Origin of the sequence: Pontibacter korlensis, assembly GCF_000973725.1 — a bacterium.
Classification (GTDB): domain Bacteria; phylum Bacteroidota; class Bacteroidia; order Cytophagales; family Hymenobacteraceae; genus Pontibacter; species Pontibacter korlensis.
The window spans coordinates 567,165-580,311 of sequence record NZ_CP009621.1 but is presented as its reverse complement, the minus strand read 5'-3'; the positions used below and the strand labels follow the sequence as shown (position 1 = coordinate 580,311).

Below are 13,147 nucleotides of genomic sequence, written 5' to 3'. Positions count from 1 at the left end.
AAAATGAAATTTAACCCAATCACACCTGAAGCTATCACAGCACTATCGGCTATAGTTGGCCCTGAGTATGTGGTGCTGCCTGCAGCTGCAGAAGAAATGCTGCGTTATACCCACGACGAAACAGAGGATTTGCGCTACGAGCCGGAAGTAGTGCTCAAACCTGCTAACGCTGCCGAAATCAGTCGTATTATGCAGTACTGCCACGAAAATTTTATACCGATAACACCTCGCGGTGCTGGAACGGGATTAAGTGGTGGCGCACTGGCTATACACAAAGGCGTTATACTTTCTACTGAGCGCCTGAACCAGATCATTGAAATCGATGAGCGTAACCTGCAGGCTACAGTTGAGCCAGGTGTAATTACACAGGTATTTCAGGAGGCTGTAATTGAACGAGGTTTGTTTTATCCACCAGATCCATCCAGCCGTGGTAGCTGCTTTTTGGGAGGGAACCTAAGCGAGAGTAGTGGTGGACCGAGGGCAGTGAAGTATGGTGTAACTAAAGACTATGTTCTAAACCTGGAGGTAGTGCTGCCAACCGGTGAAATTACCTGGACGGGGGCGAACGTTCTTAAAAATGCTACAGGCTACAACCTTACGCAGCTAATGGTTGGCAGTGAGGGTACACTAGGCGTTATCACTAAGATTGTATTTAAGCTTATACCTTATCCTCCGCAGAACCTGGTAATGCTGGTACCTTTCCGCAGCGAGGAAGAGGCCTGCGCCGCTGTTTCAAGAATATTTGTGGCTGGTATTGTACCGTCAGCTCTGGAGTTTATGGAGCGTGAGGCCATTGTATGGGCTACCCGCTACCTGAGCCTGGACCTGAGCTTGCCAGAAGACATCAAGGCTCATCTGCTGATAGAGCTGGATGGCAATGATATGGATCTTCTGTTTAAGGATGCTGAGCGCGTGTATGAAGTGCTCGAAACATTTGATGTAGGCGACATATTAGTAGCGGATACCGAAAAGCAGAAAAACGACCTCTGGTTACTGCGCCGTAATGTGGCCCATGCTGTTAAAGGTAACTCTGTTTATAAAGAGGAGGACACTGTAGTGCCGCGCGCAGAGCTGCCAAGGCTACTAAAAGGTGTGAAGGAAATAGGTGCGAGGTATAACTTTAAGTCAGTATGCTATGGACACGCTGGTGACGGCAACCTTCATGTTAATATCATAAAAGGTGATATGAGTGATGAGGACTGGCAGAACAAGTTGCCTGAAGGTATAAAAGAGATATTTAAATTGTGCGTAGAGTTAGGCGGCACCATCTCTGGGGAGCATGGTATTGGCTTGGTGCAACGACAATACATCAATATCGCCTTAAATGAGGTTCAGCTGCGCTTGATGAGGGGTATCAAGGAATTATTTGATCCTCGCGGTATATTAAATCCGGGGAAGATCTTCTAAAAACAACAGGCGCAGTTTATAAAAGCTGCGCCTGTTTTATATACTTAAGAAAGTGATGCCTAAGAAAGCGAGTATGTGGTTTCATATATTGCGGCGCCCTTTAATTGTCTTTTGACCTTCCGCCAAGTCTGAATATTTGGTCTGTGCCAGCTTATTATCCAAGCCGCGCAGGTTGTGCCACGACTGCATCAAGTTCATGTGCGACTCATTTAATGGAGCCTCTCCTTGGGTGTTTCCTGTTTGGTTGTTCTTTTGTGGGGTTCTCATAGCGTGTAATTCATCTTGTGATGAGTTATCTCTGTTTGTTGCGTTTGCTCCAAAATCAGTTTCGTTCTCTGGCATATCTGTTCTCATTCTAATTATTTTAGTGTTTTAGGTTTTAAAAGGTTAGCTATTTACTAGTTCATTTTTCTTCTGTTCTTCTTTGATAAAGTTGCTGATGTATTGGGCTATCTCCTCAGCATTTTCTTCCTGTAGGAAGTGTCCGCCGTCTTCAAACGGAATAACATAGCATTCGTGGAAGAACTTCTTCCAGCGCTGCAGCGCCTCTATCTTAATCAGCTTATCACGCTCACCCCAAAGTATTAGCGTTGGTATATCCTGAATCTTCCTGCGTTCCTTCCAAAGCTCATCATACCATTTACTGGCTCCTATAAGCTCACGGGCACAGGCAAGGTTACGTACGCGCTCATCTGGGTTGCCAAGGGCTTTTATATAATGCTCCTTTATTGACTCAGGTAGGTCGTCCTCCTCTTTAAACAACTCATGTATAAGTGTATTAGTAGATACGTTGAGCTTGGAGTGCAGAAATTTGCCTAGTGGACCCACAAGATATTTGCTGGCCTTAGAGAATGTCTGGTGCTTTGACAGTGACCAAGTCCAGGAATTTAGCATGACAACACCCCTGACATTTTCAGGATACTTTATGGCATAGGCTAATCCAATCGGTGCCCCAAAGTCGTGGACAACAAGTGTAATGTCCTTAAGCTGCAAGTGCTCCATCAATTGCTCAAAGTTTGAAGCATGGGCACGGGGCTTGTAACTCCAATCTGTAGGTTTGTCTGATAGACCAAAGCCTATCATATCTAGGGCTATACAACGATGCTTCTTGCGTAGCTTTTTAATCAGGTTGCGGTACATAAACGACCAGGAGGGCGTCCCATGAATCATGACGATAGGTGGCCCTTCCCCCTCGTCTATGTAGTGCATCTTACCTGCCTCTAGTTCTATATATTTAGACTTAAAAGGGTACTCCTTTTTATCCAGCCAATCTGGTTTCATAGCTTAGGGTGATTGTTATTTAACTATACTTTTAAATAGGAGGGAGGTTGTTTTTTAACTCAAAAAAGAGGACCCTTCAGAATAAATTATATATCTGAATTCGTTCAGCAGAAGTTGGTGTAGGAATAGTATAAAATATTCCAGACTGCTAACACAGGTAAAAAGAGGATTAAGGGAAGCAAAAGGCGCTAATTTTAAGGTTAATAACTTTCCTGAAGCGGACAAGTTAAAGCTTTGTAGTATTTGAGAATAAAATGCTTAACTATGTTAGCAGGTAAACGTACTTACTAAAATGCTAAAACTTGTAAAGTATTAGCGAACAATTATACTTAGTGTCTCGTAACTTTTTTCAGGCTGAAGAAGATGCTTGACTAAAGTTGCCTTTCAGAACTGAACTAAGATTATAGAGTAGTGAAGTTAACAATTCAATAAGGTGCAGCTAAGCGAGTACACCTGTTTTCATGATACTTTTGCTTTGCCCGCTATGGTGCTTACATCAAAGCCCGATTTTGTTACTGATGTATAAGTAGCTAAGCATCGTAATTTTCTGTTGCTTACAAGATGGTTAATAAAGAAAGCTTATCTAAAATTTGCAGGGCAAACAGATGCTGAAGTGGATTTATCTGCCTGTGATCTTCAAACTAAGATTGTTATACTTTACCATATAATATGATGTGGCAATGCCATTAGGCCTCTGTTGCCATCAGAATTACTAAATTTGTATCCATAACGAAAGAGATTCTATGAGAATAGCAGTAGTTGGCACGGGCTACGTCGGTTTGGTGACGGGCACGTGCTTTGCCGAGGTTGGCATCGACGTGACGTGCATCGACATCGACGAGAAGAAGATCGAGAACCTGAAGCAGGGCGTGCTGCCCATCTACGAGCCGGGTCTGGAGGAGATGGTGACCAGGAACGCGCAGAAGGAGCGCCTCTCCTTCTCCACCGACCTGGCCTCGGTGATCCGTGGCTGCGGCTGCGAGGCGGCCTTTATCGCCGTGGGCACGCCCCCTGGCGAGGACGGCTCGGCCGACCTGAAGTACGTCCTGGCGGTGGCCCGCCAGATCGGGCGCCACATGTCCGAGTACCTGGTGGTGGTGACCAAGAGCACCGTGCCGGTGGGCACGGCCCAGAAGGTCAGGCAGGCCATCGAGGAGGAGCTGGAGGCCCGCGGGGTGGACATCCCCTTCGACGTGGCCTCCAACCCGGAGTTTCTCAAAGAAGGCGCCGCCATCGAGGACTTTTTGAAGCCCGACCGCATCGTGGTGGGCGTGGCCTCGGAGCGTGCCGAGAAGGTGATGAAGAAGCTCTACAAGCCCTTTTTGATGAACGGCCACCCCTTGATCTTCATGGACATCCCCTCAGCCGAGATGACCAAGTACGCGGCCAACGCCATGCTGGCGACCAAGATCAGTTTCATGAACGACATCGCCAACCTGTGCGAGATCATGGGCGCCGACGTGAACATGGTCCGCAAGGGCATCGGCTCGGACGCCAGGATCGGCAACAAGTTCATCTACCCGGGCATCGGCTACGGGGGCTCGTGCTTTCCCAAGGACGTGAAGGCGCTGATCCGCACGGCCTCGGAGAACGGCTACCAGATGCGCGTGCTTGAGAGTGTGGAGGAGGTGAACGAGCGCCAGAAGTCGGTGCTCTACAACAAGATCCACGCCCACTTCTCCGGCGAGCTCTCGGGCAGGACCTTTGCCGTGTGGGGCCTCTCGTTCAAGCCCAAGACCGACGACATGCGCGAGGCGCCCTCGCTGGTGATCATCCGCAAGCTCCTGGAGCAGGGGGCCCGGGTGAAGGCCTACGACCCGGTGGCCATGGAGGAGGCCCGCCACGCGCTGGGCGAGGCGATCGAGTACGGCAAGGACGAGTACGAGGCGCTCATTGACGCCGACGCGCTCTTGCTGGTCACAGAGTGGCCCGAGTTCCGCTCGCCCAACTTCAACGTGGTGGCCAGGCTGATGCGCGACAGGGTCGTCTTCGACGGCAGGAACATCTACGACGGCACGGAGCTCCGCGAGAAGGGATTCGCCTACTACGGCATCGGCGTCAAACAGCAGGTGCCACAGCAAATAGACGCAACACTGTAACCAAACTATGAGCAAGAAGAGAGTACTCATCACAGGGGGAGCCGGGTTTCTCGGATCCCACCTGTGCGACAGATTCATCAAAGAAGGTTACCATGTAATAGCCATGGACAACCTGATCACGGGCAACCTGGAGAACATCGAGCACCTGTTTAAGCTGGAGAGCTTCGAGTTCTACCACCACGATGTGTCTAAGTTTGTTCATGTGCCAGGGCACCTGGACTACATCCTGCACTTCGCCTCTCCGGCGAGCCCGATCGACTATCTGAAGATCCCGATCCAGACGCTGAAGGTGGGTTCTCTGGGAACGCACAACCTTTTGGGACTGGCCAAGGCCAAGGGCGCGCGTATGCTGATCGCTTCCACTTCTGAGGTGTATGGCGACCCGCTGGTGCACCCGCAGCAGGAGGACTACTGGGGCAACGTGAACCCGGTGGGGCCAAGAGGATGCTACGACGAGGCCAAGCGCTTTCAGGAGGCCATGACCATGGCCTACCACATGCACCACGGGCTGGAGACGCGCATAGTGCGTATCTTCAACACCTATGGCCCTAGGATGCGCCTCGATGACGGCCGTGTGCTGCCAGCCTTCCTGAGCCAGGCACTCAGGGGGGAGCCGCTGAGCATCTTCGGCGACGGCAGCCAGACGCGCTCGTTCTGCTATGTGGACGACCTGGTGGAGGGCATTTACCGCCTGCTCTTAAGCGACTACCACCTGCCGGTCAACATCGGCAACCCTTCGGAGATCACCATCAGGGAGTTTGCCGAGGAGATATGCCGCCTGACAGGCGTGGAGCTGAAGGTGGACTACCAGCCGCTTCCGAAGGACGACCCGCAGAAGCGCCAGCCGGACATCTCTTTGGCCAAGCAGGTGCTGGGCTGGGAGCCGCAGGTGGACAGGGCGGAGGGACTGAGACGCACGCTCGAGTTCTTCAAGGAGAAGATCCTGACACCGGCCGAGCAGAACGCTTAGCAGAGTTACTGCACAAGTATAAAATAAGAGGGCTGCCAGTTTGCTGGCAGCCCTTTTATTTTATGTCTTTGGGTTAGTTTACGAGAAAATGCCAAAGAAAGCCCTAATACTTGGGGCTTTAGCCAAGGGATGAATTTGGTTTTCTTTTTGAACCACTCGATGTGGTGCAGCATCCCTTCACTTTTGCTGGGTTCGATTTTACCCTATGTTCTACCGCCTGCACTTGCCGGCTGTTACCTTTGCTGCAGCAAACATGCCCTGCACCGGGCAAGGCGCCAAAAGAAGCCGTGAACCAGATCAAGACATACCGCTTCCGACTCAAACCCACCAGGGCGCAGGCACAGGCTCCTCGCTCAGTGGCTTGGTTCGTGCCGGTATGTCTACAACCTGTGTCTGGACTACAAGAGGCAACTCTGGACCAACTATCAAATCTCCGTATCGAAGAACCAGATGCAGCAAGAGCTCTCTGCTATCGCCAGGGACGTGGAATGGATCGGGTGCGTACACTCACAAATTTTACAGGAGGTGACCGACAGGCTCTTCAGGTCCTACGAAGGCTTCTTCAAGCAAGGCAAAGGCTTCCCCAGGTTCGCCAGGCGAGGCCAGTATCGCTCCTTCACCTACAAGCAGGGGGTGAAGCTGCACGAGAATACCTGTACAGTCCAGCTACCGAAAATCGGCAAGGTCAAGTACCGCAAGTCACAGGATGTGCAGGGGGTTATCAGGACAGCCAGCGTGGTCAGGGAAGCTGATGGGTGGCATGTGGCCCTGTGCTGTGAGGTGGAGATAGCACCGCTTCCACCAGTGACAAACGTGTTGGGGCTGGACATGGGTATCAAGTCCTTTGTGGTCACCTCAGACGGTCAGGTGGTGGATAATCCCAGGCACCTGTTCCGCTACCAATACCAGCTAAGGAAAGCACAGCGTTCAGTCAGCAGGAAGAAGAAAGGTGGCAGCAACAGGCGAAAGGCTGTCGCAAAGCTGGCCAGGCTGCACCTGAAAGTCAGGAACACACGTAAGGATTTCCACCACAAGCTGACCACGCAACTCATTCGCGAGAACCAAGCGATTGTAGTTGAGAACCTGCAAGTGCAGCATATGCTCAAGAACCATAAACTTGCCAAAAGCATCAGCGATGCTGGGTGGTATCAGTTTGTGCAGATGTTAGCCTACAAGTCCAAATGGTATGGTCGGGAGTTTCACAGAGTAGCCCCCAACCATACCTCCCAGGACTGCTGGGTTTGTGGTTGGCGCAACACCGACCTGCAGCTATCAGACAGGTATTGGACCCAGAGTTAACGGACACGTCCTGGACAGGGATGTGAACGCAGCTAGTAATATAAGAAATAAGGCGGTCGGGCAGACCGTTTCAGCTTGGGAGATATACAAGGACAATGGTTCGGTAGCCCAAGAATCCTACTGCCTTTAGGCGTGGGAGTGTCAACCTTTCTTGTTCTCTTTCAGGTATTTCTTTGCCTCCTTGTAGTTAGCAGACTTTTTATCACTAGCCTTAAGTACTACACTGTAGTAAGTTTTTGCTGAAGCTATATCGTTCTGCTGCTTGGCAATACGGGCTAGGTTAAGGTATGAGTTGATAAAATAGCCAGAGTCACGTTCATTGGTCATTTCGGCGTACATGATGGCATCTCTGTAATGTGCTTTGGCCTTCTCAAAATCGCGATACTTGTGCTGATTAACATACGCTAGAATGTAGGAGGCGTAACGGCCACTTACCGACTCGTAGCCTGGCATTTGCTGCTCTAGCTTAGTTAAGATATCCTGTGATACGCGCTCAGCTTTAGTAAAATGGCCATTAACAAACAGCAAACGTGCATAGAACCGCTGAAAGTAAGCATTGTCAGGATATTTTAGAGCTAACTCCTCAGACACCTGAAGAGCCTCATGCATTTGCTTCTCTTCGTTTGCCAGAATCTTCATCAGGAAGAGCTTAGATTCTGTGCCTGTGTAAAAGCCTGTTCTGGAAACGTAAGCCAGCTGCTTTAGGCCCAACCTCTTATCTCCGTCAGGAAAGAAGAGGAGCACAGGGCGCAACATAGGGTAGTTATCGGGTATCCAGACAGAATAATAGTTGAATAAGGCTTCTCCAAAAAGGAATTCCGGGCTCAGGCCATTACCAGCCTTGGCTTTCTCCAGGAAGTCGAGGGAACGCTTGCTGGCCACTGTAGCTTTGCGCCAGTTACTGCGCTCTGAATGTAGGCGTGCTGTAAATCCGTAGGAGGCAGCCAGGAAAAAGGCAGCTTCTACATTGTTTTCATTCTTATCGTACATGGCCTCTGCTTTCTGTATGGTGGTGTCCATATAAGCAAAGAAGAGGTCATCGTATTGTAGTGTCTGTATGTTGGTAGGCATAATCTTCCACCATTGGCTAAGGCCCATCAGGAAGTATGGAAGCGGGTGCTCGGGGTAGCGACGGCGCAAAGACTTAAATTGTTTTTCGGCACGCTCGTACTTAAAGTTATACATGTTGTCCACCGCACCCTCCAACTCATACTGCACATCTTTGTTAAGCAGCAGCATACCCTTAACCTTTGCAGCAGATGGCAGCACCTCTAGTTCGCTCATGGTAACCTGACGCATGGCAGTGGAATCGGTAGGTAACGGCGACTGCTGCGCTACAGCTAGGAGCGGGAGTAAAAGCGTGAAGATGGCAGAAATTAACTTCTTCATGTAAGGCCTAAAAATAGTATGTTTGAGAGTGCCTGTATTGCTGTTGGCGTTGCTAATTATAAAAGTACAACAAATCTGATTACTTTGAATTCCATAAAGACAAAATAAATATGAAACTCCTCGAAACCCTTTGCCGCATACACGCACCTTCTGGTAATGAGCAAAAACTGACAAATTTTCTGCTGAACTACATTGAGGAACGTAAAGTTCACTGGAAACAGCAACCGGTAGTGCTGCACGGAGAAGGTTTTCAGGACTGTATTGTGCTGGTGTTCGGCAAGCCAAGTAGTGCAATTTTTGCTCACATAGACTCTATTGGTTTTACAGTACGATATGGAAATCAGCTGGTAAGAATTGGTGGGCCAGATCTGCAAACCGGTTATACCTTGGTTGGGGAGGACTCAAAAGGTGAGATCGAGTGTACACTAAAGTATGATGAGCAGGAGCACGAGCTAACTTATGCGTATGAGCGGGAGATAGACCCAGGTACAGAGTTAGTGTTCAAGTGTGATTTTCGGGAAAGGGATGATACTGTACAGAGCTGTTACCTTGATAACCGGTTGGGGGTATGGGCTGCGCTGCAGGTGGCTGAGACGCTGGAAAACGGAATTATTGCCTTTGGCTGTTGGGAGGAGCATGGCGGAGGCTCAGTGGCTTATCTGGCTAAGTATATTTATGAGCAGTATGGTGTAAAGCAGGCCCTTATTTCTGACATCACCTGGGTTACGGAGGGTGTGCATGCTGGCGAGGGGGTAGTCATATCGCTGCGTGATAGCCTTATTCCACGTAGAGCCTATGTGCAGCGCATCATCAATTTAGCCAAGGAGTCGGCTATACCTTTCCAGTTGGAAGTGGAAGGCTCTGGTGGTAGTGATGCCAAGGAGCTACAGCATAGTGCCTATCCTTGGGACTGGTGCTTTGTGGGGGCACCCGAAGATAATGTGCATACTCCTAATGAAATCGTGCACAAGAAGGATATAGAAAGTATGGTGGCGTTGTACAAGGTGCTGATGGAAAAGCTATAATGCAGTAAATAAGACTTCTGTTTGATACAAGCAAACCTGCGTTCCTTTTTACTGCTCAGCATATTTATGCTGCTGCTCACCTCTTGCAAGTAGAACGAAGACCTTAGCTACCGCTACAAGGTTATTAATAATACTGTTTCGGCAGTAGCGCTATTGGTAGAAGTCAAGCAGAATAATAGTGTTCATGTTGTTGGAGACCCACTTCGCTACTTTACAGTTCAACCGGGTGGCACGGTGGAAGTATGGCGCACTTCTGGCTATGCTACAGATGAAGTTTAGGACGAGGAGAAGGCTAATGCTGCGCTGCACTGGTTCAGCATATCAACTTATAGCAATGGCAGGGGTGGTAGGAGTAATTTAAACAGCACACGGCGCTGGGCATATGAAAAGCGGAGTGCTTATAAAGCTACCTATACGTTAGAGCTACAGGAGCGCGATTCTTAGGACTACAAGTCAAAGTTGCAGATATGCTTTTAAGAGCTGATTCTATGGTAGAGTCAGCTCTTTTTTATTGGTGTGGAACATCGTAAATAATGTATTTATAGACTTCGTAAAAATATTTACCTATTGGTGTTGTAACGCTCTTAACAGTAGACGTATAGCTGTGGAGTGGTCTGAATTAAAAGGTTGTGGAACATTTGCAAAATTCTAAAGAATCTTTTTTATTTAAAATAGGTATATATAAATATCTCATTAACCCTTAACAACACCAGATGGAACCTATCTTATACGCAATCCCTGCCTTTGGCTTGGCAGCCTTACTATACACGGGTATTAGGTCAGCTTGGGTGACAAAGCAGCCAAGCGGCAACGAGCACATGAGCGCTATTGCCCGCTATATAGCTGATGGCGCCATGGCCTTTCTGAAAGCTGAGTATAAAGTGTTAGCCTACTTTGTCATCATCGCTTCTATATTCCTGGCTTACCTGGGGTATACCGGTGAGCGTTCTCATCCGCTTATTGTGGGGGCATTCATTATTGGAGCGGTATTTTCAGCCCTTGCTGGTTTTATAGGAATGCGTATTGCCACCAAAGCCAACGTGCGTACAGCAGAGGCTGCCCGAAGCAGCCTTGCCAAAGCTCTTAACGTGTCGTTTGCAGGAGGTTCTGTGATGGGGATGGGAGTGGCCGGTTTAGCGGTATTAGGTTTAGGCTCCTTATTCATACTCTTCTACTACATGTTTGTGCAAAGCACAGGCGGTGACGTGAATGGCATTGAAATGGAAATAGCGCTGGAGGTGCTTACGGGTTTCTCGCTAGGTGCCGAAAGTATAGCGCTGTTTGCCCGTGTGGGTGGGGGGATCTACACTAAAGCCGCTGACGTAGGTGCAGACTTAGTAGGTAAGGTAGAGGCTGGTATCCCGGAGGACGACCCGCGTAACCCCGCCACCATTGCCGATAACGTGGGCGATAACGTGGGCGACGTGGCAGGTATGGGTGCCGACCTTTTCGGCTCTTATGTGGCAACAATATTGGCTACCATGGTTCTGGGCCGAGAGGTAGCAGTAGAAGATAATTTTGGCGGTTTATCACCCATCATACTTCCCATGCTCATAGCTGGCTTAGGCATCGTTTTCTCTTTTATCGGAATGCTGTTTGTGCGTGTGAGTGAAGGCGGGGATGTGCAGGCTGCGCTCAACCGGGGTAACTGGATCTCCGTTATACTTACAGCCATTGCTTCCTACTTCGTTATTACCTGGATTTTACCTGAAAATCTGAACCTCCGCAACTTTGAATTTACTCAGCTTGGCGTTTTCATGGCTGTGATTGTGGGTTTGGTGGTAGGTACGCTGATGAGTATCATCACAGAGTACTACACGGCAATGGGAAAGAAGCCTGTGAATTCCATCGTGCAGCAGTCCTCTACAGGGCATGCAACTAATATTATTGCCGGCTTGGCAGTGGGCATGCATTCTACAGTGCTGCCTATTATTGTGCTTGCTGGTGGCATCGTGCTCTCTTATGCGGCGGCTGGTTTGTATGGGGTGGCAATAGCAGCAGCTGGTATGATGGCTACTACAGCCATGCAATTGGCCATCGACGCTTTCGGGCCGATTGCTGACAACGCAGGTGGTATAGCCGAGATGAGTGAGTTGCCTAAAGAAGTACGTGGACGTACTGATATACTGGATGCCGTGGGTAATACCACTGCCGCCACAGGTAAAGGCTTTGCCATTGCTTCAGCTGCGCTTACTTCGCTGGCACTGTTTGCCGCCTTCGTAGGTATTGCTGGTATCCGTACCATAGATTTATATAAAGCGCCCGTGCTCGCTGGCTTGTTCATTGGAGCCATGATCCCGTTCATCTTTTCTGCGCTGGCTATTTCTGCAGTAGGCAGAGCCGCCATGGCGATGGTGCAGGAGGTGCGCCGTCAGTTCCGCGAGATACCGGGTATCATGGAAGGCACTGGTAAACCGGAGTACGAAAAGTGTGTGGCTATTTCCACTCAGGCTGCTATCCGCGAAATGATGTTGCCAGGTGCCATTGCCCTTCTAGTGCCGATTATTATTGGTTTTGGACTTAGGGATGTATTTCCGGATACTTCTTCAGCTGAGGTGCTAGGTGGTACCCTGGCAGGCGTAACAGTCTCAGGTGTGCTGATGGCTATGTTCCAGTCTAATGCCGGCGGTGCCTGGGATAATGCCAAAAAGTCTTTCGAGAAGGGTGTTGAGATAAACGGCGTGATGGAGTATAAAGGCTCTGAACCTCATAAAGCTTCTGTAACCGGCGATACCGTAGGTGACCCATTCAAAGACACCTCTGGGCCAAGTATGAATATTCTTATTAAGCTCATGTCTATCGTGTCGCTGGTTATTGCCCCTCATATTGGGCTGGATCAGGAGCCGGCCATACCTGAGGCGCCAATTGAAGTGGAGCCGATTAACCTGAACCAGGAACAGCTAAAGCCAGCTACAAGCACTGCCAATGCTACAGATCAAACCCCAGTGGCACTAGCCCCAGCCAAGCAGTAAAGTAGTTATTGGTATGAAATATAAAGGTAAGCCCAACTTTCGGTTGGGCTTATTTTTTAATTTATACTTACCTTTGTTCAAGTATCAACCCAACGCTACATGGATCCGCGCAATATTCAGATTCACGATTGTGAATTTAGTACCTATATATTTGAAGAGGAGATTATAGCCCGCATTACAATGTTGGCTGAGCAGATAGACAAAGATTACGGTAATAAGCAACCCCTGTTCCTGGCTGTACTGAATGGCTCGTTCATGTTTGCGTCCGATCTGCTGAAGCGCGTTTCTATACCTTGTGAAATTTCTTTTATTAGGCTGTCGAGCTACCAAGACATGCATAGCACGGGTAAAGTAAAAGAAATACTGGGCCTGACAGAAGATATCCATAGCCGCCATGTGGTAGTGCTGGAGGATATTGTAGATACCGGCCACACTGTGCATGGCCTGCTAAAGCAACTGAAAGAGCGTAGCCCTGCCTCTGTAGAAGTAGCTACCTTGTTGATGAAGCCTGACTGCCTGCAGCACCAGCTTGACATAAAATATGTGGCTAAATCCATCCCAAATGATTTCGTGGTTGGCTATGGCCTGGACTACAACGGCCTCGGCAGAAACCTGCGCGATATTTACAAGATCGTGTCGTAACCCTGAGGTATAGGAAGCGTTAGCAGGCATTCAGAAACTACAGGAGCAGCCGTTCCTAACCTC

At 49.2% G+C, this 13,147-nt stretch carries 9 protein-coding genes and 1 pseudogene; 7 read left to right on the top strand and 3 right to left on the bottom strand.

Features of this window, described 5'->3' with window-relative positions:
- Positions 1-3 precede the first annotated feature (3 nt).
- Positions 4-1,407 carry an FAD-binding oxidoreductase gene (locus tag PKOR_RS02370; protein WP_046308929.1) on the top strand — a complete coding sequence of 468 codons (1,404 nt, stop codon included), beginning with the start codon at positions 4-6 and terminating at the stop codon, positions 1,405-1,407.
- Positions 1,408-1,488: 81 nt separating this feature from the next.
- On the opposite strand, the gene PKOR_RS02365 is transcribed toward PKOR_RS02370, so the two are convergent.
- Positions 1,489-1,761, bottom strand: coding sequence for a hypothetical protein (locus PKOR_RS02365; protein ID WP_046308927.1), 273 nt, complete (start codon positions 1,759-1,761; stop codon positions 1,489-1,491).
- Positions 1,762-1,794: 33 nt separating this feature from the next.
- On the bottom strand, positions 1,795-2,688 hold the full coding sequence (locus PKOR_RS02360; protein ID WP_046308926.1) for an alpha/beta fold hydrolase: 894 nt from the start codon (positions 2,686-2,688) through the stop codon (positions 1,795-1,797).
- Positions 2,689-3,431: 743 nt separating this feature from the next.
- Here PKOR_RS02360 and PKOR_RS02355 point away from each other — a divergent pair.
- From PKOR_RS02355 to PKOR_RS02345, 3 genes and pseudogenes are all read left to right on the top strand, one after another.
- Complete coding sequence (locus tag PKOR_RS02355; RefSeq protein WP_046308924.1) at positions 3,432-4,787, top strand: UDP-glucose dehydrogenase family protein; 1,356 nt, start codon at positions 3,432-3,434, stop codon at positions 4,785-4,787.
- 7 nt (positions 4,788-4,794) lie between these two features.
- Positions 4,795-5,757, top strand: coding sequence for a UDP-glucuronic acid decarboxylase family protein (locus PKOR_RS02350; protein ID WP_046308923.1), 963 nt, complete (start codon positions 4,795-4,797; stop codon positions 5,755-5,757).
- 342 nt (positions 5,758-6,099) lie between these two features.
- Positions 6,100-7,056: pseudogene (locus PKOR_RS02345) on the top strand (RNA-guided endonuclease InsQ/TnpB family protein); the annotation flags it as partial.
- A gap of 141 nt (positions 7,057-7,197) precedes the next feature.
- Here PKOR_RS02345 and PKOR_RS02340 read toward each other — a convergent pair.
- Complete coding sequence (locus PKOR_RS02340) at positions 7,198-8,445, bottom strand: tetratricopeptide repeat protein (RefSeq protein WP_046308921.1); 1,248 nt, start codon at positions 8,443-8,445, stop codon at positions 7,198-7,200.
- 110 nt (positions 8,446-8,555) lie between these two features.
- On the opposite strand from PKOR_RS02340, the gene PKOR_RS02335 reads away from it, so the two are divergent.
- The 3 genes from PKOR_RS02335 to hpt all read left to right on the top strand — a co-directional run bounded on the left by PKOR_RS02335 (position 8,556) and on the right by hpt (position 13,084).
- Entirely contained in the window at positions 8,556-9,470 is a 915-nt protein-coding gene (locus PKOR_RS02335; RefSeq protein WP_046308920.1) for a M20/M25/M40 family metallo-hydrolase, read from the top strand.
- Between the two features lie 713 nt (positions 9,471-10,183).
- Positions 10,184-12,442, top strand: a complete 2,259-nt coding sequence (locus tag PKOR_RS02330) for a sodium-translocating pyrophosphatase (protein WP_046308918.1) — start codon at positions 10,184-10,186, stop codon at positions 12,440-12,442.
- A gap of 99 nt (positions 12,443-12,541) precedes the next feature.
- Positions 12,542-13,084 (top strand): hypoxanthine phosphoribosyltransferase, encoded by a 543-nt coding sequence (gene hpt, locus PKOR_RS02325; RefSeq protein ID WP_046308917.1) that lies wholly within the window; start codon positions 12,542-12,544, stop codon positions 13,082-13,084.
- The last annotated feature ends 63 nt before the right edge of the window (positions 13,085-13,147 follow it).

Bases quoted from the DNA above. Each gene is read 5' to 3' on its own strand.
- PKOR_RS02330 (WP_046308918.1), top strand. From the start codon at position 10,184: ATGGAACCTATCTTATACGCAATCCCTGCCTTTGGCTTGGCAGCCTTA.
- PKOR_RS02360 (WP_046308926.1), bottom strand. From the start codon at position 2,688: ATGAAACCAGATTGGCTGGATAAAAAGGAGTACCCTTTTAAGTCTAAA.
- hpt (WP_046308917.1), top strand. From the start codon at position 12,542: ATGGATCCGCGCAATATTCAGATTCACGATTGTGAATTTAGTACCTAT.
- PKOR_RS02370 (WP_046308929.1), top strand. From the start codon at position 4: ATGAAATTTAACCCAATCACACCTGAAGCTATCACAGCACTATCGGCT.
- PKOR_RS02350 (WP_046308923.1), top strand. From the start codon at position 4,795: ATGAGCAAGAAGAGAGTACTCATCACAGGGGGAGCCGGGTTTCTCGGA.
- PKOR_RS02335 (WP_046308920.1), top strand. From the start codon at position 8,556: ATGAAACTCCTCGAAACCCTTTGCCGCATACACGCACCTTCTGGTAAT.
- PKOR_RS02355 (WP_046308924.1), top strand. From the start codon at position 3,432: ATGAGAATAGCAGTAGTTGGCACGGGCTACGTCGGTTTGGTGACGGGC.
- PKOR_RS02365 (WP_046308927.1), bottom strand. From the start codon at position 1,761: ATGAGAACAGATATGCCAGAGAACGAAACTGATTTTGGAGCAAACGCA.
- PKOR_RS02340 (WP_046308921.1), bottom strand. From the start codon at position 8,445: ATGAAGAAGTTAATTTCTGCCATCTTCACGCTTTTACTCCCGCTCCTA.